Annotated in this window: 16 protein-coding genes; 9 read left to right on the top strand and 7 right to left on the bottom strand. The window is 68.5% G+C overall.

The annotated features are described in order from the left end of the window. The first annotated feature begins 22 nt into the window (after positions 1-22). Positions 23-880 carry a formyltetrahydrofolate deformylase gene (purU, locus tag BHD05_RS05125; protein ID WP_161885479.1) on the top strand — a complete coding sequence of 286 codons (858 nt, stop codon included), beginning with the start codon at positions 23-25 and terminating at the stop codon, positions 878-880. A gap of 243 nt (positions 881-1,123) precedes the next feature. Here the strand turns inward: purU and BHD05_RS05120 are convergent, their stop codons facing one another. Further along, entirely contained in the window at positions 1,124-4,450 is a 3,327-nt protein-coding gene (locus BHD05_RS05120) for a S8 family peptidase (protein WP_236966653.1), read from the bottom strand. Between the two features lie 217 nt (positions 4,451-4,667). Here BHD05_RS05120 and BHD05_RS05115 point away from each other — a divergent pair, with 217 nt between their 5' ends. The 4 genes from BHD05_RS05115 to BHD05_RS05100 all read left to right on the top strand — a co-directional run bounded on the left by BHD05_RS05115 (position 4,668) and on the right by BHD05_RS05100 (position 7,812). Next, complete coding sequence (locus BHD05_RS05115) at positions 4,668-5,090, top strand: hypothetical protein (protein WP_161887357.1); 423 nt, start codon at positions 4,668-4,670, stop codon at positions 5,088-5,090. Between the two features lie 76 nt (positions 5,091-5,166). Continuing rightward, complete coding sequence (locus tag BHD05_RS05110; RefSeq protein WP_236966652.1) at positions 5,167-5,937, top strand: FAD:protein FMN transferase; 771 nt, start codon at positions 5,167-5,169, stop codon at positions 5,935-5,937. Beyond that, positions 5,934-7,436 carry an FAD-dependent oxidoreductase gene (locus BHD05_RS05105; protein ID WP_161885478.1) on the top strand — a complete coding sequence of 501 codons (1,503 nt, stop codon included), beginning with the start codon at positions 5,934-5,936 and terminating at the stop codon, positions 7,434-7,436. Before BHD05_RS05110 ends, BHD05_RS05105 begins: the two co-directional genes overlap by 4 nt. 124 nt (positions 7,437-7,560) lie before the next feature. After that, entirely contained in the window at positions 7,561-7,812 is a 252-nt protein-coding gene (locus tag BHD05_RS05100) for a hypothetical protein (RefSeq protein ID WP_161885477.1), read from the top strand. A gap of 109 nt (positions 7,813-7,921) precedes the next feature. Here BHD05_RS05100 and BHD05_RS05095 read toward each other — a convergent pair whose 3' ends face one another. Next, a complete protein-coding gene (locus BHD05_RS05095) occupies positions 7,922-8,890 on the bottom strand; it encodes a malate dehydrogenase (protein ID WP_161885476.1) in 969 nt (322 codons plus the stop codon). Between the two features lie 4 nt (positions 8,891-8,894). Beyond that, positions 8,895-10,109 (bottom strand): NADP-dependent isocitrate dehydrogenase, encoded by a 1,215-nt coding sequence (locus BHD05_RS05090; protein ID WP_161887355.1) that lies wholly within the window; start codon positions 10,107-10,109, stop codon positions 8,895-8,897. Positions 10,110-10,284: 175 nt separating this feature from the next. Between BHD05_RS05090 and BHD05_RS05085 the strand changes: the two genes are divergently transcribed. Both BHD05_RS05085 and BHD05_RS05080 read left to right on the top strand, forming a co-directional pair. After that, positions 10,285-10,740, top strand: coding sequence for a GNAT family N-acetyltransferase (locus BHD05_RS05085; RefSeq protein WP_161885475.1), 456 nt, complete (start codon positions 10,285-10,287; stop codon positions 10,738-10,740). 2 nt (positions 10,741-10,742) lie between these two features. After that, positions 10,743-11,051 (top strand): MGMT family protein, encoded by a 309-nt coding sequence (locus BHD05_RS05080; RefSeq protein ID WP_161885474.1) that lies wholly within the window; start codon positions 10,743-10,745, stop codon positions 11,049-11,051. A gap of 10 nt (positions 11,052-11,061) precedes the next feature. Here the strand turns inward: BHD05_RS05080 and BHD05_RS05075 are convergent, their stop codons facing one another. Beyond that, positions 11,062-12,423, bottom strand: coding sequence for an L-serine ammonia-lyase (locus tag BHD05_RS05075; RefSeq protein ID WP_202614297.1), 1,362 nt, complete (start codon positions 12,421-12,423; stop codon positions 11,062-11,064). 213 nt (positions 12,424-12,636) lie between these two features. Between BHD05_RS05075 and BHD05_RS05070 the strand changes: the two genes are divergently transcribed. Continuing rightward, complete coding sequence (locus tag BHD05_RS05070) at positions 12,637-13,038, top strand: hypothetical protein (RefSeq protein ID WP_161885473.1); 402 nt, start codon at positions 12,637-12,639, stop codon at positions 13,036-13,038. 51 nt (positions 13,039-13,089) lie between these two features. On the opposite strand, the gene BHD05_RS05065 is transcribed toward BHD05_RS05070, so the two are convergent. From BHD05_RS05065 to ddaH, 3 genes are all read right to left on the bottom strand, one after another. Beyond that, entirely contained in the window at positions 13,090-14,895 is a 1,806-nt protein-coding gene (locus BHD05_RS05065; protein WP_161885472.1) for an ABC transporter ATP-binding protein, read from the bottom strand. After that, positions 14,892-16,709, bottom strand: a complete 1,818-nt coding sequence (locus BHD05_RS05060) for an ABC transporter ATP-binding protein (protein WP_161885471.1) — start codon at positions 16,707-16,709, stop codon at positions 14,892-14,894. Before BHD05_RS05060 ends, BHD05_RS05065 begins: the two co-directional genes overlap by 4 nt. Positions 16,710-17,035: 326 nt before the next feature. Further along, positions 17,036-17,818 (bottom strand): dimethylargininase, encoded by a 783-nt coding sequence (gene ddaH / locus BHD05_RS05055; RefSeq protein WP_161885470.1) that lies wholly within the window; start codon positions 17,816-17,818, stop codon positions 17,036-17,038. Positions 17,819-17,914: 96 nt separating this feature from the next. Here ddaH and BHD05_RS05050 point away from each other — a divergent pair, with 96 nt between their 5' ends. Then, complete coding sequence (locus tag BHD05_RS05050; RefSeq protein WP_161885469.1) at positions 17,915-19,333, top strand: NAD(P)/FAD-dependent oxidoreductase; 1,419 nt, start codon at positions 17,915-17,917, stop codon at positions 19,331-19,333. Positions 19,334-19,603 lie beyond the last annotated feature (270 nt).

Here is a 19,603-nt window from a genome sequence, read left to right as displayed (position 1 = left end):
CAGCGGCGAATACGCTGGGCAAGTGACTGCCTCCCCAACGCACTGGATCCTTACCCTCGTCTGCGAAGACCGTCCGGGGATCGTGCACGCGATCAGCGGCGCGATCGTTGCGGCCGGGGGCAATATCACCGAATCGCAGCAGTTCTCGAGCGACGGCACCGGCACCTTCTTCATGCGCCTGCAGGTCGAGTCCGATGCGCCGCGCGAGACATTCGAGGCGGCGCTGCTGCCGGTCACGCAGCAGTACACGATGACCTGGCAGCTCGACGTCGTCGGACGCCCGCTGCGCACGCTCGTGCTCGTCTCGACCGCTGCGCACTGCCTCAACGATCTGCTGTTCCGGCAGAGGGCGGGTCAGCTGCCCATCGAGCTTCCGCTCGTGCTCAGCAACCATGGCGGCCTCGCCTCCTTGGCCGAGTTCTACTCCGTGCCGTTCGAGGGGCATCCGGTCACGAACGCCGCCGAGAAGACCGCCTTCGAAGCGAGGATCCTGCGTGCCGTCGAGGAGCACGACATCGAGCTCGTCGTGCTCGCCCGGTACATGCAGATCCTGTCGCCGGAGCTGTGCGCCCGCCTCGGCGGCAGGATCATCAACATCCACCACTCCTTCCTGCCCGGGTTCAAGGGCGCGAACCCCTACAAGCAGGCGCACCAGCGCGGCGTGAAGCTCATCGGGGCGACGGCGCACTTCGTCACGAGCGACCTCGACGAGGGTCCGATCATCGAGCAGAACGTCGTTCGGGTCGACCACTCGCGCTCGACGCGCGAGCTCGTGGCGATCGGCCAGGACGAGGAGTCGAGAACCCTTACCCAGGCCGTGAAATGGTTCGCCGAGAACCGGGTGCTGCTCGATGGGGACCGCACGATCATCTTCAAATAACGACCGCATTCGCGCAGTCGCCCCAGCCGACTCCCTGATCCGCGAACTGCCCACTTAGGTCGCCTTTGCGCCCGCCGAAGCAGCACTTTCGGGCGACTCGCGGAGATGGATGAGCGGGATGTGTCTGGCAATGGAATTGGCGAGACCGGCAACTCGCGGGGATGGAGGGGCGAGGCCAGCAGCAGGGGCCCCCGCGCACGACAAAGCGGCGGGGACCGGAGTCCCCGCCGCTTCAGCAGACTGCTACTTGATCGCCACCGGCGCAGAGGTAGCGGTTCCGTCCGGCAGGCCTCGGACGGTCGCCGTCACGACGACCGTGAGCGCGGCGCCCCGGTCGGCCGCAACGGGCTTGTACGAGGACTGCGTCGCGCGCGGGATGTCGACCCCGTCGCGCTGCCACCGGTAGCCGAACCGGAGCCGGTCGGTGTCCCACTCGCCGGTGGTCACCTTGAGCTTTCCGCCGATCACCGGGTTGCCGGAGATGACGGGCAACACCGTGTTGGCGGGGCCGACCGGGTCACCGGTGACGACCTCGAGCAGGGTGGATGCTCCCGTGCTGCCGTAGCTGATCTCACCGAGGTAGCTCGTCGACGGGGCGAGGCCCGACCACGATGCCGTGACGGTCGCGGTGACCCCCTGCTGGCCCGCGATCACCGGCGGCGCGAGCGTGAGCGGCGCGCCTCCGGGGGCGACCGCGAAGGTCGTCAGGTCGAACGCGGTCGCCGTGCTGGCTGAGTACACGTCAACGTAGACGAGGTAGTCGCCCGCGGCCGGGTCGACGAGGTCGACGCGCTCATCGGCGTCGCCTGTCGCTGACTGCCAGCCGGCGATCGGTGTGCCCTTTTTGTCGACCAGATACACGGTCAGGTCGAGGTCGGCCATGCTATCGATCGAGTCGAGGTCGAATCTGGCGAGGGATGTCCCGGCAGGAACCGCGACCGTGTATTCGAACGAGGCTCCCGTGACGCCGGAGCCGGAGTGCTCCTTCTCGACACGGGTCGGGTCGGCCTGCAGCGTTCCGGGGGTGAGCCCGGTCGTCGCGAGCGCGATGTCGCCGTCGCCACCCGGGGTGACGTCAATGCCGACGGATCCGGACACTCCCTTGCCGCTGGCGTTGGACGGCGACACGATCGTCACCGGCTGCACTGCGACAGGGCTGTGCACGACGGTGTCGCCGCTCGTCCAGTCGATGGCGCCGGTGGCGAAGGTGTCGAGCGCGGCATCCGTCCTCGCGAACGTCACCGTGTACGTCTTGCTCTCCCCCGCCGCGGCGAAGTCGAGCGTGTCGGGCTCTACCGTTGCCGAGATGCCGGCGAGTCCCGAGACGGACGCGCTGAAGCTGCCCGGCTGGGTGGAGGTCACCGTGCGGGTCACGGTCTCGGCGGCGGTAAGCGCCCCGATCGCGATCGACGACAGGTTGAGGTTGCTCGGGTCGATCGGCAGCACCGTCGGGTCGATGACGTCGTAGCCGGCGCCCTCGATGTACGACAGCCAGTCGCTCGTGCCGTTCAGGTAGAGCAGTCCCGGCGCGAAGAACTTCGTCGGGTCAACGTGGCCTGCACCCTGGGCGAACGGGTCGGTGATGTCGTCGCCGTTCCCGTCGACCGTGTTGTAGGCGCTCGTCATCATGGCGGACTTGATCTCGGCAGGCGTCGCGTTCGGCTTCTCGCCGAGGTAGAGCACGGCGAGACCGGCGATATGCGGTGACGACATCGACGTTCCGGAGAGGAAGGCCCAGGTCGGAGCCGCACCCTCGGCGTTGGCGCCCGAGGCGAGGATCGCCACGCCGGGCGCGGAGATGTCGGGCTTCAGGATGTCGCTGCCGTCGGCAAGGACCGGTCCGCGCGACGAGAATCCGGCGACCTGCGGGGTCGGAACACGCTCGGCGGTGAGGTTGTCGGGCTGGAACGTCGCGATCGCGCCCGGCGTCGCGGCATAGGCCGAGATCGCCGAGTAGTACTGCGCGTTGAGGTGCACCGTCGGCACGGAGTGCGCATCGAGGTCGAGGGAGCTCGGCGTGACGTTCACCAGCACCATTCCGATGCCGCCTGCGCGCATGACCTCCGCCGACTTGTCGACCCTGGCGATGACGCCGCGGTCACAGAGCACGATCTTGCCGGCGGCGAGCGCCGGGTCGAGTCCGCCGGGGAGGCAGAGCGCGGGGGTCGCGGTGCCAGCGACCGCGACAGAGGTGGCCGTCACGAGCGAGCCGGTGAGCGCCGGGGCGCCCGTGCGGTCGACGGTGACGGATGCTCCGGCGTAGCTCGCCCCATTGCCGAGCTGCACCGTCGCTTCCCAGGTGGGAATCGTCGAGGCGGCGACGGTGGTGATCCACGGCGCGGCGTTGTCGAGGGTGGATGCTCCGGGGCCGGAGTTGCCGGCGGAGGCGGCGACGAAGATGCCGGCTGCGGCGGCTCCGAGGAAGGCCTGGTCGGTCGAGGACACCGTGGACGTTGCCGCGCCGCCACCGATCGAGAAGTTGATCACGTCGACGCCGTCGGCGACGGCCGCGTCGATTCCGGCGAGGAGGTCGCTCGACGCGCATCCGTCATCGTCGCTCGAGGCCGGGTCGGCGCCGGACCAGCACACCTTGTAGGCGGCGATCTTCGCGGCCGGGGCGACACCCGAGACCTGCCCGAACGCGGTGCCGGCGACGAACGCGTCGACGTCGGCATTACCGACCGCGGTCGATCCCGTGTGCGAGCCGTGTCCGTCTCCGTCGCGCGGGGAGAGGTACTCCCCGACCGCGGCGGTGCCGATGTTGGCCTCGCCGAAGCCGTTCACGAAGTAGCGGGCTCCGATGATCTTGGTGCTGCAGTCGTCGGTGGCGAACTGGGGCCCGGTCTGGCAGACGCCGGCGAAGGTGCCGCCGTCGGCCTTCGCGAAGGATGTGAGGCCCGCGCCCGTGTAGAACGGGTCGGTGCCCGAGGTAGTGCCCAGAGGGGTCCCGGCGAACGAGGGGTTCTCCGGGGCGATACCGGTGTCGAGCACGCCGAGCACGACGCCCTCCCCCGCGGTGGCGACGCCGCCGGTCGCATTCCAGACGCCGTTCTCCCCCGACAGGCCGAGGAAGTCGGTCGAGGTGGTGGCCGCGGTGATCTTCCTGAGCTCATCCTTCTCGAGCCCGACGACATTCTTGTCCCGGGCGAGGCGCGCAGCCTGCTCGGCGGTGAGGTCGGCCGAGAAGCCGTTGAGTGCGAGGGTGTACGAGTACTCCACGCTCGCGTCGACGGAGGCCGCGACGTCTTTCTGCTTTCCTTTCAGGAAGGCGGCGTAGCTCTTCACCGCGCGCTTGTCCGCGTTGAGCTGGTCGCCGGCGCCGGGAGCGGTGCGCTCCAGCGAGCCGGTTCCGCCCTCATAAGTCGCGGCGGGCGCATCGCCCAGCGTCACGATGTAGCGGCCCGGCTCGAACGTGACCTGGCGGTCGCTCCGGATGAGGCCCTCGGATGCCGAGGCAGACGGCGTCCCCGTCGAGGCGAGCCCTGCAGCGAGCAGGGTGCTTGCCGCGAGAGTCGCGAGAATTCGGCGGAAACGGACATGGGAGGGCGCAAGGCCCGGATATGTGCTCACTAACAGTCCTTAGAAATGACGAACGGTGATATCGAGCAACAGTCGGGTCTGTGCGCTGCCCACACCATAAGCACGCGCCCCCCGAATGCGGGTGGAACGTAACCTGTTCGTTATACGAGATTTACTTCGGCGGCTCCGTTTTCAGCAAACTGCGAGCACCGCACCGGAATGATGATCAGTGGGCCCCCACCACCCCCGCGAGGAGACACCTGTGAACATGACGCATCGACGTCGAGCCGCCTTCGCCCTCGGCGGGCTATCCGTGGCGGCGACGCTCGTGGGCTGCACACCGGCATCCGCCCCCGCGAGCCCCGGCGCGGCCGATGCGCCGGCGAGCACAGGCAGCTACGCCGACGGCGAGTACTCGGCAACCGGCGAATACCAGAGCCCGGGCGGATCGGAGTCGATCGAGGTGACGGTGGCACTCGAGGGCAACGTCGTGACCGAGGTGACGGTGACCGGCAACGCGACCGCCGGCAACGCGCTCCGCTACCAGACCGAGTTCGAGGACGGCATCGCCGCCGAGGTCGTCGGCGTGAACATCGACGCGCTGTCGGTCGACAAGGTCGCCGGCTCCTCGCTCACGAGCGACGGATTCAACGACGCCATCGCGCAGATCAAGGCTGACGCCGACGCCTAGCCTCAGCTTCGACGCGATCGGCACGCGCTGGCAGATCGACAGCATCGATCCGCTCGGAGCGCCACTCGAGTCCGCTGTGCGCGCCCGCACCGATGCCTTCGACCGCGCCTGGTCGAGGTTCCGCGACGACTCTCTCGTGCACCGCATCTCGGTCTCGAGCGGCAGCTTCGAGCTGCCGGCCGATGCCCCCGCGCTGCTCGAGCTCTACCGCACGCTCTACGAATGCACCGACGGCGCCGTGACGCCCCTGGTCGGCCGGGCGCTCGAGCAGTGGGGCTACGACAGCGCATACTCGCTGCGGCCGAGCGGCGACATCACCCCCGTGCCCCGCTGGGAGGACGCGATCTCCTGGGACGGCCTCTCCCTCCACACGGTGCACCCCGTTGTGCTCGACGTCGGCGCGGCAGGCAAGGGCTACCTCGTCGACCTCGTTGCGTTCGTGCTCGTCGGCGCCGGAGTCACCGCGTTCACGATCGACGCGAGCGGCGACCTCCTGCACCGCGGCGGGCGGCCCCTGCGGGTCGCCCTCGAGCATCCGCTGGATCCCAGCAAGGCGGTCGGCGTCGCCCTCCTCGGCGACGGGGCCCTGTGCGCATCCGCCTCGAACCGTCGCGCCTGGCCGGGCGCCCACCACCTCATCGACGCGCTCACCGGGGCGCCGACCCGGCGCGTCATCGCGACCTGGGTGACCGCAAGCTCGTGCCTCGTCGCGGACGGGCTCGCGACCGCGTTATTCTTCGGGGAGCCGGAACGGCTCGCCCGCGAGTTCGATTTCGAATGGGTACGGATGCTGCAGGGCGGGTCGCTCGAGCACTCATCCGGATTCGACGGGGAGATATTCGCATGACTGTCTGGCTCGATCGCGTCACCGGGCGCGTCACGATGTACCGTCTCGTGACGCTGCTGCTGGGGATCACCGGCATCGCCGCGCTCGTGCTCTCGCTCGTCGGCGAGTTGTTCTACACGCCTCTCGAGCTGATCGCGAGCGCCGCTGTCGCCCTCGCGAGCACGGTCGTGGCCAACCGCGTCTTCGCCCTCGTCTTCCGCACGATGCCGCACCTGGAGTCGTCGATCATCACGGGGCTCCTGCTCTTCTTCCTGTTTCTGCCCTCGCTCGAGCCGGCCGAGCTCGGCACGCTCGCCATCGCCGGGGTGCTCGCGACAGCGTCCAAGTACCTGATCGCCGTGCGCGGGCGTCACATCCTCAACCCGGCTGCGGCAGGCGCGACCCTCGTCGCGGTGCTGCAGCTGCCGTCGGCCGGCTGGTGGGTCGCCACCAGCTCGCTGCTGCCGGTCACCCTCATCGGCGCGTTCCTCGTTCTCTATCGCACCCGGCGGCTCACAATGGGCATCGTCTTCGTGGCCGTGAGCGCGTCGATCCTCGTCGTGCGGCTGACCACGAGCGGGCAGAATGTCGGCGAGGCGGCGTCGACCACCTTCGCGTCGTATCCGGTCATCTTCTTCGTGGGCTTCATGCTGAGCGAGCCTCTGACCATGGCACCCCGGCGTTGGCAGCAGCTCGCGATTGCGGCGCTCGTCGGCGTGCTGTTCACGGTGCCGTTCACGATCGGCCCGGTCTTTCTGTCGTTCGAGTTCGCGCTCGTCATCGGCAATGTCCTCGCGTTCGTCGCCGGGCAGCGCCGGGCGATCCGACTCTCCTACCTCGGCAAGAGGCAGCTCACGCCGACCTCGTGGGAGTTTCGGTTTCAGCCTGAGCGGGCGGTCGCCTTCCGCGCCGGCCAGTACATGGAGCTGACCGTGCCGCATTCGCGGGCCGATGCGCGCGGCAGCCGGCGCGTCTTCAGCATCGCCTCGCCCCCCACGCACGGCGACCCCGTCACCTTCGCTCTGCGGATGGCGCAGCCGGGCAGCAGCTTCAAGCGGGCACTCCTCGACCTGAACGTCGGCGCGCGCGTGCGCGGTACCTCCGTCGGCGGCGACTTCCTGCTTCCCCGCGATGCGTCGAAGCCCGTGCTCCTCATCGCCAGCGGCATCGGGATCACCCCGTTCCTGAGCCAGCTCGGCCGCGATCGGGCGGCGGGAGTCGAGCGCGACGCCGTGCTCGTCTACACCGTGGGCACTGTCGAGGAGCTCGCGTTCCGCGACGAGCTCAGCGAGGAGCGCGTGCTGCTCCTGAGCCCGGCCCGGCCGGACGATCTTCCCGCGAGCTGGCGCTGGATCGGCGTCGGGCCGGTCTCGCGCGAGTTACTCGCAGCCGAGGTGCCCGACCTGGGCGGCCGCACCGCCTTCGTCTCCGGCTCACCCGCGTCGATCACACGCGCTCGGGCGGCGCTGCGCAGCGCCGGTGTGAGGCGTGTGCGGACGGACTATTTCACGGGGTACTGACCGGGCGCGCCTGCGCCAATTCGTCGACTCTGGGAAGTCAACCCCGCGCCGTCTGTCGGTGGTCGGGCCTAACGTGTTTTCTGCACCACCCGATCGGGCGGTAGCCCTTCTGAGAGAGTTATCAATGTCGATACTGCACGACCAATTCCTTGAAGTGATCGCGCTGGGCGACGAGGCATGGCGAGTATGCGACGGGCGAGTTGACCCCGCCGATGCAACCCGAGTTCTCGGTTTCGTCGAGCGAAGGCATGACCGCTTCGAGCTGCTCCGCATCGGTACCGCACCGACCGTCTGCGAGCACTTCGACTGCCTGGACGCAGCCCTCGAGGAGCTCAGCCGTCGCCTGAGCGACGTCGCCTCGGCGTCCGCCGCCTGACGATCGCTTTCATCATTCAGGAGTGACGGGCCAGTTGAGAGTGTCCGGCCCCGGGATTCCGGGGCCGACGCCCGTCAGAACACCCTCAACTCCTGAATAATGGCAGCAGTTAGATCAGGCCGAGCTCGGTGACGGCGGCACGCTCGTCCGCGAGTTCCGCGGCCGAGGCGTCGATACGCTCGCGGGAGAACTCGTCGATCTCGAGCCCAGGGACGATCTGCCACTCGCCACCCGCCGAGGTCACCGGGAACGAGCTGACCAGCCCCTCCGGCACTCCGTAGCTGCTGTCAGAGGGCAGCGCGGCCGAGGTCCAGTCGCCCTCGGGCGTGCCGTGCACCCAGTCCCGCACGTGATCGATCGCGGCGTTCGCGGCGGAGGCGGCCGAGGAGGAGCCGCGCGCTTCGATGATCGCGGTTCCGCGCCGGGCGACCGTCGGGATGAACTCGTTCTCGACCCACGCGTGGTCGAGTTTGGGCGCGCGGCCGTCGATGAGCGCGTGGCTCACGTCGGGGTACTGCGTCGCCGAGTGGTTGCCCCAGATCGTGACCCGCGAGATCGCCGAGACCGGGGCGCCCGTCTTTTGTGAGAGCTGCGACACGGCGCGGTTGTGGTCGAGCCTGGTCATGGCGGTGAAGCGCGACCGCGGCACATCCGGCGCGTGCGAGGCGGCGATAAGCGCATTCGTGTTCGCGGGGTTGCCGACAACGAGCACGCGGATGTCGTCGGATGCTGCGGAGTTGATCGCGCGGCCCTGCGGCCCGAAAATCGCCCCGTTCGCGGCGAGCAGGTCTGCGCGAGCCATGTCGGCGGTGCGCGGACGGGAGCCGACCAGCAGGGCCACGTTCGCTCCCTCGAAGGCGAGGCTGGCGTCGTCGAAGACGTCGACGGACTCCAGCAGCGGGAAGGCGCAGTCATCCAGCTCCATGGCGACGCCGGACGCCGCGGCGACCGCCTGCGGAACCTCGAGCAGACGGAGCCGCACGGGAGTGCCGGAGCCGAGCATCGCGCCGGACGCGATACGGAAGAGCAATGCATAGCCGATCTGCCCGGCAGCCCCCGTAACAGTCACCGTCGTCATGGCGTCAGCCCAACCGCGCGGCGAGGTTCTTGTCGAGCGTGTCGAGGAACTCCTCGGTCGTCTGCCACTTCTGCTCCGGGCCGACGAGCAACGCGAGGTCCTTCGTCATGGCGCCGGACTCGACCGTCGTGATGACGACGTCCTCGAGGGTCGCGGCGAAGTCGATCAGGGGCTCGTTGCCGTCCAGCTTTCCGCGGTGCGCGAGCCCGCGCGTCCACGCGTAGATCGACGCGATCGGGTTGGTCGAGGTGGGACGACCGGCCTGGTGCTCGCGGTAGTGACGGGTGACGGTGCCGTGCGCCGCCTCGGCCTCCACGACGCTGCCGTCAGGCACGGACAGCACCGAGGTCATCAGACCGAGCGAGCCGAAGCCCTGCGCGACGGTGTCCGACTGCACATCGCCGTCGTAGTTCTTGCATGCCCAGACGTAGCCGCCCTCCCACTTCATGGCCGAGGCGACCATGTCGTCGATGAGGCGGTGCTCGTAGGTGAGGCCGGCCGCGGCGAATTTGTCCTTGAACTCCGCCTGGAAGACCTCCTCGAAGATGTCCTTGAATCGACCGTCGTACGCCTTGAGGATCGTGTTCTTCGTCGAGAGGTATACGGGGTAGTTGCGGCTCAGTCCGTAATTGAGCGACGCGCGGGCGAAGTCGACGATCGACTCGTCGAGGTTGTACTGCACCTGCGCGACACCGTCTCCGGGCGACTGGTAGACCTCGAACTTGAGCGGCTCGGAGCCGTCGTCAGGGGTGAACTCGACGGTGAGCTTGCCCTTGCCGTGGAAGCGGAAGTCGGTGGCCTTGTACTGGTCGCCGAAGGCGTGGCGGCCGATGATGATCGGCTTGTTCCAGCCCGGCACGAGGCGCGGGATGTTCGAGATGATGATCGGCTCGCGGAAGATGACACCGCCGAGGATGTTGCGGATCGTGCCGTTCGGGCTCTTCCACATCTTCTTCAGGCCGAATTCCTCGACGCGCGCCTCGTCGGGCGTGATGGTCGCGCACTTGACCCCGACGCCGTGCTTCTGGATGGCGTGTGCCGCGTCGATCGTGACCTGGTCCTCGGTCGCGTCGCGGTGCTCGATGCCGAGGTCGTAGTACTCGAGGTCGATGTCGAGATAGGGGTGGATGAGCGTGTCTTTGATCGCCGTCCAGATGATGCGTGTCATCTCGTCGCCGTCGAGCTCGACGACCGTACCTTCAACTTTGATCTTCGACAAAAACGCGTCTCCCTGAGTCTGTTGTTCCGTCATGCAATGGGCCGCTGGCCAGCTTACCGGACAGCGCAACTATCTCGACATCGAGATAGTTGCGCGGGCGTGGGGTTCGCAAGCGCAACGTCATCCGGGCAACATTCACTACCCCCCGTTCACCCGCCCCCACTACCCTGTGAGCATGGGTGAGCTGAAACTGGAAGAACTGTCCGCGAAAAACGCCGTCGCGGCGAACAACCTGTCCCTCAAGCCCGGGCAGGAACAGTTCATCGCCCCCGTGTCGTACGCGATGGCCGGACCGTTCCTCGATCCGAACACCGGATGGTCGCGGGTGGTGACCGACGAGGACGACGGAGTCGTCGGGTTCATCATGGCGAACTTCGACCCGGAGGCGCTCGAAGACGAGTTCCGCAGCTGCATCTGGAGGATGAACGTCGACGCGGACGCGCAGGGGAAAGGTGCCGGGCGGTTCGTCGTCGAAGCGACAGCCGACGAGGCGCGCAAGCGCGGCTTCGATCGCCTCACCGTGCTGTGGGAGCCCGGCGACGACAGCCCGGAGGATTTCTTCCTGCGCGTGGGCTTCGTGGTCGTGGGCGAGACGCCCTACGGCGAGAAGATCGGCGCGCTCACGCTGTAGTGATGATCGCCGACGATTTTGTGTCGCGCGTGGTCGAGGTCGTCGAGTCGATCCCACCGGGACGCGTCATGACCTACGGCGATGTCGCCGCTGCGATCGGGTCGCGTGCCGCACGCGCAGTCGGCTCCGTGATGGCACACTACGGCTCCGAGCTGCCGTGGTGGCGGGTCATCCGGGCATCCGGGCATCCGGCGCTCGACCACGAGGCCGCAGCCCTCGAGCACTTCCGCGCTGAGGGAACTCCGCTCGCCCGCGCGGGCTCCGGCAGCTATCGGGTGCGGCTCGACCTCGCCCGGTACACGCCCGGGTAGGCGGGGCGAGTCAGCACTCGACGACGTTCACGGCGAGTCCGGCCCGCGAGGTCTCCTTGTAGTTCTCCGACATGTCCCGGCCCGTCTGCCGCATGGTCTCGATGACGGTGTCGAGCGACACCAGGTGGGTTCCGTCGCCCATGAGCGCGAGGCGGGATGCCGAGACCGCGGTCGCGGCGGCGATCGCATTCCGCTCGATGCAGGGCACCTGCACGAACCCGCCGATCGGGTCGCAGGTGAGGCCGAGGTGGTGCTCCATGGCCACCTCTGCTGCGTTCTCGACCTGGGCGGGGGTGCCGCCGAGGTGCGCCGTGATCCCCGCGGCGGCCATCGAGCAGGCGGATCCGACCTCGCCCTGGCAGCCCGCCTCGGCGCCCGAGATCGACGCGTTCATTTTGCACAGCGATCCGATGGCACCCGCCGTGAGCAGGTAGCGGCGGGACTGCTCCGGGGTCACCATCCCCCTCATTTTCATGGCGTAGTAGCCGACGGCGGGGATGATGCCCGCTGCACCGTTCGTCGGCGCCGTGACGACGCGAGCCCCAGCGGCATTCTGTTCGTTGACGGCGATGGCATAGCACTGCAGCCACTCCACCGCGGTGTCGGTGTCGCCATTCGACTCCCGCTCACGGAGGTGCTCGGCGATGCCCGCGGACCGGCGCGGCACTCGCAGCCAGCCTGGCAGCACACCCTCGGTGGCCATACCGGCCTCGACGCACTCCCGCATCGCATGCCACACGGCATCCAGCCTGGCGTTGACCTCGTCCTCCGTAGCGATCGCGAGCTCGTTGGCGAGCGCTATATCGGCGATCTCGAGCCCGCTCTCGGTGCAGTATGCGAGCAGCTCGGCCGCCGTGCGGTACGGGTAGGGCCCGGGCTCTGGTTCCGGCGCGGGGGCGCTACCGTCGCGCTCGATGAATCCGCCGCCGACCGAGTAGTAGAGCGCGTCGTGCAGCACAAGGCCCGCCGCGTCGAGCGCCTCGAACCGGATGCCGTTGGGATGCGCCGGCATCCGGGTGAACGGTTCGTAGCGCATGTCTGTCGCGGCGAGCGCGATGGCGGGGCCGCCGAGCAGCGCGATACCGCCGGCCGCGAGCGCCTCGTCCCACGCGCGTGCGACGAGGGCGGGATCGATCGTCGCCGGGTCCTCCCCCCTGAGGCCAGCGGCGAGCGCTCCGAGGGTTCCGTGGCCGACACCCGTCGCGGCGATCGATCCGTAGAGCGTCATCCGGAGTCCGGATGTCTGCGGCAGCAGGTCCCCTGACTCCAACTCGCGGGCGAATGCGGTCGCGGCCCGCATGGGGCCGACGGTGTGTGAACTCGACGGTCCGATGCCGATCGAGAACAGGTCGAGCGCCGAGACCCGGTGCACTAGAGCACGTCCGTTCGATGCTCGGACCAGCGGTAGCCGGCATCCTGACCCAGTGGCTTAATCATCTTGTCGGACTCCCTCGTCCCAGACAGGCTAACCCGGCGGGCGCCTGACCCTCGGGTCGGCCCGTGCAAGAAGTGGGACTTTAGGCCGATGACTGACCCTCGGGTGCCGGATTGACTGGGCCCACCCAACCGGAAGGTCCCGATCCACGTGCGCACTCTCCTGATGGCCCCCGCCTTCGCCGCGGCCCTTCTCGCCCTCAGCGGATGCACGATTGTCGAGCAGTTCCTGCCATCGCAGACCGAATCGCGCTTCCAGGACTTCACGGCCTTCCAGGGCGGCGCCGGAGAGGAGTTCACCTCGCTTGCGTGGGTGCCATCGGATTCGATCCTCCTGGCCACGAAGGATTCCGACCACGACCAGCGGCGGATGCTGAAGTTCGAGAGCGAGACGGGGGTGACCGACGCGGGCTGCGTGCCCGGCCTACTCGCCGGGGAGGCACCGTTCGAGACGGTCTGGTGGCCATCGGGTGAAGCACTGACCGGAGTCATCTGCGACGGAACGTGGCGGGTGTTCGCGGTCGCCGACACCTGGTACGCCTGGACGCAGTGACCGATCGGGCGCAGCCGGGCGGGAGCGTCCGGCTGCGCCCACCGGCGAGGGTCAGACGAGCGAGTCCCGCCAGGCCGCGTGCAGCTGCGAGAAACGACCGGTGCCGGCGATCAGGTCGCGCGGCGTGCCGTCCTCGACGATGCGGCCGTGCTCCATCACCAGAACGCGGTCGGCGATCGCGACCGTCGACAGGCGGTGCGCGATGATGACCGCCGTGCGGTCGGCGAGCAGGGTCGTGAGGCCCTCCTGCACGAGCCGTTCGCTCGGGATGTCGAGCGACGCGGTCGCCTCGTCGAGGATCAGCACTACAGGATCCGCGAGGAACGCCCGCGCGAACGAGATCAGCTGCCGCTGCCCGGCGGACACCCGCCCGCCCCGCTTGTTCACGTCGGTCTCGTAGCCGTCGGGCAGCGCCTCGATGAACTCGTGCGCCCCCACCGCCTTCGCGGCCGCGACGATCTCCTCCCGCGTCGCCTCTGGCTTGCCGAGCGCGATGTTCTCGCTCACCGAGCCGGAGAACAGGTACGCCTCCTGGGTGACCATCACGATCGCGCGACGGAGGTCCTTCGGGTGCAGCATCCGCAGGTCGAGCCCGTCAAGCGACACCGCGCCCGTTGTCGGGTCGTAGAAGCGCGAGAGGAGCTTCGCGAGGGTCGACTTGCCCGCCCCGGTCGAGCCGACGAGGGCGACGACCTGCCCGGCCGGCAGCTCGAGGTCGAACTCGGGCAGTACGACGCTGCCCTCCTTGTAGGCGAACTCCACACCGTCGAAGCGCACGCGACCCTTGGCCCGCCAGAGGTCTACGGGTCGGGTCGGGTCGGCCACACTCGGGGTCTCCTCGAGCACACCGGAGATCTTCTCGAGCGCCGCGGCGGCGGACTGGTACGAGTTGTAGAACATCGCCATCTCCTGCGCCGGGGCAAAGAACTGCCGGGTGTAAAGTAGCGCGGCGAGCAGCACACCGATGTCGAGTCCCCCGTCGGCGACGCGAAGGCCGCCGGCGAGCAGCACGATCCCGAGGGCGACGTTGCCGATGAGCACGAGTCCCGGATCGAACACCCCGAACAGTTGGATGACGCGGGCATTGCGCTCCCGGTACCCCTCGACGAGTCCGGCGAACTCCTCCTCGTTGCGCTTTTCTGTGCGGAACGCCTTGACCGCGCGAATGCCGGTCATCGTCTCGACGAAGTGCACAATGAGGCGCGCCGAGGCGACCCTCGTCTGCCGGAAGACCCGCTGCGACTGCACCTGGAACCAGCGGGCGAGAAATGCGAGAGGAACGAGGAAAACGACCAGCACGACGCCGCTCACCCAGTCGATCGAGAACAGGGCGGCCGCGATGAAGATCATGTACAGCGCTCCCTGCACGAGCTGGCTGAGCCCCGAGTCGAGCAGTTCCCTGATCGCGTCGAGGTCACTCGTCTGGCGCGCGATGATCTTGCCGGAGGTGTAACTCTCGTGGAACTCGAGGCTGAGCTTCTGGGTGTGCAGGAAGACCCGCTTGCGCAGGTCGATGAGGATCGCCTGGCTGACCCGCGCGGCGAGCACGGTGTACCAGGCGATAAGCGCCGCGCCGATGACGCCGGTCAGCAGGTAGGCGGCGACGACAAGCACGAGAGGAGTCGCATTGCCCTCGAGCAGAGCCGGAAGGCCGTGATCGATGCCGATCGCGATGAGCGCGGGACCCGCAACCTGCGCGATCGTGCTCACCACAACGACGGCCATGGTGAGCACGAGCCTCGCCCTGACCGGGTTGAGCAGCGATCCGAGAAGCCGGATCGACCGGCGGCGGATGTGGCGGCTCTCCGCTGCGGAGAAGTCTCCGCGCTCCTCGCCGTTCACTCCGACGACGCTCATGCGTTCGCCTCCTTCAGTTCGCGTGCCTGTTCGTCTTCGAGACTCGAGATCACGAAGCGGTAGTGGTCGTTGGTGGCGAGCAGCTCGGAGTGCCGCCCAATCGCGGTCACCCGCCCACGCTCGAGCAGGGCCACGCGGTCGGCGAGCATGACCGTCGACGGCCGGTGGGCCACAATGAGGGCCGTCGTCGACGCGAGCACCCGTCGCAGCGCCGCCTCGACGAGCGCCTCGGTGTCGACGTCGAGCGCCGAGAGCGGATCGTCGAGCACGAGCACCCGCGGAGTCGCGGCGACGGCGCGCGCGAGGGCGAGCCGCTGCCGCTGCCCGCCGGACAGGCTCATCCCCTCCTCGCCGACCATGGTGTCGATGCCGTCGGGCAGGTCGTAGACGAAGCCCGCCTGCGCGATCTCGAGCGCGTCGGCGAGCTCGGCATCCGTGCCCTCCGGCCGCCCCAACAGCACGTTGTCGCGCACGGTCGCGGAGAACAGCGTCGCGTCTTCGAAGGCCATCGCAATGTGGCGGCGCAGTTCGGTGCGCCCGAGGTCGCGGATGTCGACGCCGTCGAGGATGATCCGCCCGGAGGTCACGTCGTACAGTCGGGTGGTGAGCGCCGTCATCGTCGACTTGCCAGATCCGGTGAGACCCACCAGCGCCATCGTCTCCCCCGGCTCGAGCTCGAGGTCGATGCCGTCGAGCAGGTCGGCGTACTGGGCGGGCGAGTCCGGGTAGCGGAAGTGCACGTCGGCGAAGACGAGGCGGCCCTCTGGCGAGGCGATCGTCGCCGGATCCTCGGGGTCGGTGATGGTGTTGATCTCGTCCATGACCTCGAAGAATCGGTCGGCTGCGGTGCGTGCGTCGAAGGTCATCGACAGCAGGTAGCCGATCGACTCCACTGGCCAGCGCAGCACGGTCGCGGTCGCGAAGAACGCGACGAGGTCGCCCGCGGTGAGCTGTCCGTCGGCGGCGAGCCAGACCCCGCCGAGCAGCGAGAGGGCGAAGGTGACGTCGGGAACGAGCAGGAGCCACAGCCAGATGCCCGCAATCGCTCTGGCTTTCTCGATCTCGGTGCCCCGCAGGTCCTCGGCCTGGGAGGAGAAGTTCTTAAGCGCGTGCGATCCGCGCCCGAACGCCTTGAGCACGCGGATGCCGTGCACCGACTCCTCGACGGCCGTCGCGAGGTCGCCGGACTGGTCCTGGCTGCGCCGGGACACGATCGAGTACTTCTTCTCGAACACGTAGCCGTAGACCCAGAGCGGGATCGAGCAGACTGCGAAAAGCAAGCCCAGCATCCAGTTGATGGAGATCAGGAACACGAGGCCGATGAGGATCGTCAGCACGTTGACGACGAGCAACACCAGGCCGAACGAGACCCAGCGGCGGATGAGGTTCAGGTCGCTGATGGCCCGCGAGAGCAGCTGGCCGCTTGGCCAGCGGTCGTGGAAGCTCACCGGGAGATCCTGCAGCTGCGCGTAGAAGCTGTTGCGCATGCCGGCCTCGACGTGGGTTCCCGGCTGCAGCACGAACCAGCGGCGCAGCCAGATCATCGCGGCCTCGAGCACGCCGAGGGCGAGGACAATCGCAACGGGCCACCAGATCTGGCTGGAGTCCCCGTCCTGCAGTGGTCCGTCGACGAGGGATCCCAGCACCTGCGGGATCGTCAGGGCGACGAGCGCCGCAATCATCGCGGCCCCCATTCCGAGGTAGATGCGCGGAAGCGCGCTCTTCGCATACGGGTGGAGCCTCGCGATGGAGGCGAATGTCGTGGCTTTCTTGGGTGGCCCTGGCAGGGTAGACACAGTGGTTCCTAGCGTCATCGGCCCCGGGATCGCCGGGGATTCGAAGTGGTGCGGTGTGAGGGAGGTGCGTGCGGGGCGGACGGTCGGTCCGGCTGGCGCACGTGCCGCGGGAGGCGGCTAGAGCGAACGGCTGGCCACGTTAGAGGCCGGTGCGTCGACGCGCGGCGGAAGGCACGATGGGTGCGGTGGCGTGTGCGATGCTCGTCATGGCGTCCTCCTGGTCACGTATATTCTTCCGTTGGCCACCAGTCACGCGTCACTCCCGGGCAGCCCTCCAGAGTATTCCTCCGGAAGGGCGCAGCGCAACTCTTTTCTGGGCCTTCCGGGGCGCGGCGTTGTCGCCGTCAGCGGATCCGCACCGACAGGCAGGTGACACAGCCCTCGAGCTTCTCGAATTCGCTGATGTCGACCGTGACGACGCGGTAGCCCATCTCGGCGAACAGCACGGCGGTCAGGGGGGCGGAGGCCGCCATCAGCACGGCATCCGGCGCCAGCACGATCACGGCCGCCCCCGTCTCCTCAGGCACCTCGAGGAAGCGGTCGAAGAGTTCCGGATGCTCGACGAGCGGGGCGTGCCCGATGACGGTGCCGTCCGGCAGCGCAGTGACGGCGCTCTTGAGGTGCAGCACGCGGGTGACCGGAACCGTGACGAGATCGAATCCCTCGTCGGCGGCGATGGCCGTGAGCTGGCGGATGCCCTCGGCGTTCGTCCTGCCGCCGCGACCGACGTAGACAGTGGCGCCGATCTTGAGAACATCGCCGCCATCGAGGGTGCCCGGGAGATCGATCCGGCGCTCAACGAGTCCGAGACCCGCGATGACTGCCTCGACGCCTGCGATCTCGGCGCGCCGGGAGAGCGCACCGGGGCTGGTGAGCACGGCGACCCGGCCGAGTATGACCACGGCATCCTCGACGAAGACGGAGTCCGCGAGGGTGTCGTCGGCAGCCACCTCGATGATCTCGAAGTCGGCCTGTGCGAGCGCATCCACGTAGCCGCGCCACTGCTCCGCCGCGAGGGCGACGTCGACCGGGGTGCGCACGACGTGGGTGACCTCACCGCGCGCGAGAGTGGCGGCAGGAGGACGAACGAGCGCACGAGGCGAGGGAGCGGCGACATTCGGCGACATGCTGCGACACTACCCACCCGGCGGCACTTCGGGAGGAGTGCAACGAATATCGTCGCATTCTTCGCGTTTCACAGCTGTTTTGACTAGTTTTGACCCATGCACACGACGGTATTCGAGAGAAATGCGCCGAGCGCAGCCGCGATCGACCATTCCCTCGCCGGGGTGCGGCGTTCACCGTTCTGGCTCGAGGATGCCGCGGCCGCCACGTACCCGCGCCTCACCGGTGGGCTCGAGTGCGACCTCGCTGTCGTCGGCGCGGGCTATTGCGGGCTGTGGACCGCGATCAAGGCCAAACGGGCCGACCCGTCGCGCCGCGTGGTCGTGCTCGAGGCGAAGACCGTCGGCTGGGCGGCATCCGGTCGCAACGGCGGCTTCGTCGAGGCGAGCCTGACCCATGGCGAGGACAACGGCGTCGCCCGGTTTCCCGCCGAGATCGACCGGCTGAATGAGCTGGGGTTGGTGAACCTCGACACGATCGAGGCGACCGTCGCAGAGCTCGGCATCGACTGCGACTGGGAACGCAACGGCGCGATCGACCTCGCCGTGGAGCCGTACCAGCTCGAGGCGCTGCGGGAGTGGGAGCTCACTCCAGGCCAGGTCTTCCTCGGCGCGTCCGAACTCGCGCGGGAGGTCAGCTCCCCCACCTATCTGGGCGGCGTGTGGAACACCCGCAGCTCAGCGCTCGTGCATCCCGGCAAGCTCGCCGCCGAGCTCGCGCGGGTCGCGTCGGAACTCGGCGTGGAGATCTTCGAGCACAGCAAGGTCGACGCCGTGGTCACCCGCGACTCTGCGCGGGTGATCCTGCCGACACGCACCGGCTCGGTTTTCGCGAGCTCGGTGGCCCTCGCCACGAATGTGTTTCCGTCGCTGCTGCGCCGCAACCGGCTGCAGACCGTTCCCGTCTACGACTACGTGCTCATCACCGAGCCGCTCTCCGCGGAGCAGCTTGTGTCGATCGGCTGGTCGAACAGGCAGGGGCTCGGCGACGGCGCCAACCAGTTCCACTACTACCGGCTGAGCGCCGACAACCGCATCCTGTTCGGCGGGTACGACGCGATCAACCACTTCGGGCAGCGGGTCGACCCGCGCTACGAGAACCGGCCCGAGTCATACCGCCGGCTCGCGAGCCACTTCCTGACGACGTTCCCGCAGCTGGCCGGCATCCGCTTCTCGCACCGCTGGGCCGGACCTATCGATACGAGCACGCGATTCTGCGCGTTCTTCGGCACCGCCCGGCAGGGCCGGGTCGCCTACGCCGCCGGCTTCACCGGGCTCGGCGTGGCGAGCACCCACTTCGCCGCCGACGTCATGCTCGACCTGCTGTCGGGCGTTCCGAGCGAGCTGACCGAGCTCGAGATGGTGCGCTCCCGCCCGCTGCCGTTCCCGCCAGAGCCGGCCGCGTCGATCGGCATCCAGCTGACCCGATGGTCGCTCGACCGCGCGGACCACAACTATGGCCGCCGCAACCTGATGCTGCGCGGACTGGACGCGGTGGGCCTCGGCTTCGACTCGTGAGCGATGGGCGGCTCGCCGCACCCGCCTCGCACCGCAGCAGCGCACCGCACCGCACCGCAGCGCACCGCACCACACCCACTCAACTTAGGAGAATTCGCGACTCGCCGTCCCGCGCCGATCTGAAACACGGCGTGTCGGCACAAACTCCTGCGGTACAGGCGGGGAAACCGGATGCCGGAGTCCATGACCCAGCGCCGTCACGAAACGGCCGCCCAAGCTCCTTCGGTACGGCAGCCGAAACCAGAAGCGTCAGCTCCCACCGGACCGCCT

The organism is Marisediminicola antarctica, from assembly GCF_009930795.1.
Lineage (GTDB): Bacteria > Actinomycetota > Actinomycetes > Actinomycetales > Microbacteriaceae > Marisediminicola > Marisediminicola antarctica.
The sequence above is the reverse complement of the archived record's forward strand: the minus strand, read 5'-3'. Positions and strand labels throughout refer to the sequence as shown.

Coding starts and splice junctions, on each gene's coding strand:
- ddaH (WP_161885470.1), bottom strand. CDS start 17,818: ATGTCGCCGAATGTCGCCGCTCCCTCGCCTCGTGCGCTCGTTCGTCCT.
- BHD05_RS05115 (WP_161887357.1), top strand. CDS start 4,668: ATGACGCATCGACGTCGAGCCGCCTTCGCCCTCGGCGGGCTATCCGTG.
- BHD05_RS05080 (WP_161885474.1), top strand. CDS start 10,743: ATGATCGCCGACGATTTTGTGTCGCGCGTGGTCGAGGTCGTCGAGTCG.
- BHD05_RS05100 (WP_161885477.1), top strand. CDS start 7,561: ATGTCGATACTGCACGACCAATTCCTTGAAGTGATCGCGCTGGGCGAC.
- BHD05_RS05060 (WP_161885471.1), bottom strand. CDS start 16,709: ATGACGCTAGGAACCACTGTGTCTACCCTGCCAGGGCCACCCAAGAAA.
- BHD05_RS05095 (WP_161885476.1), bottom strand. CDS start 8,890: ATGACGACGGTGACTGTTACGGGGGCTGCCGGGCAGATCGGCTATGCA.
- BHD05_RS05105 (WP_161885478.1), top strand. CDS start 5,934: ATGACTGTCTGGCTCGATCGCGTCACCGGGCGCGTCACGATGTACCGT.
- BHD05_RS05050 (WP_161885469.1), top strand. CDS start 17,915: ATGCACACGACGGTATTCGAGAGAAATGCGCCGAGCGCAGCCGCGATC.
- BHD05_RS05065 (WP_161885472.1), bottom strand. CDS start 14,895: ATGAGCGTCGTCGGAGTGAACGGCGAGGAGCGCGGAGACTTCTCCGCA.
- BHD05_RS05085 (WP_161885475.1), top strand. CDS start 10,285: ATGGGTGAGCTGAAACTGGAAGAACTGTCCGCGAAAAACGCCGTCGCG.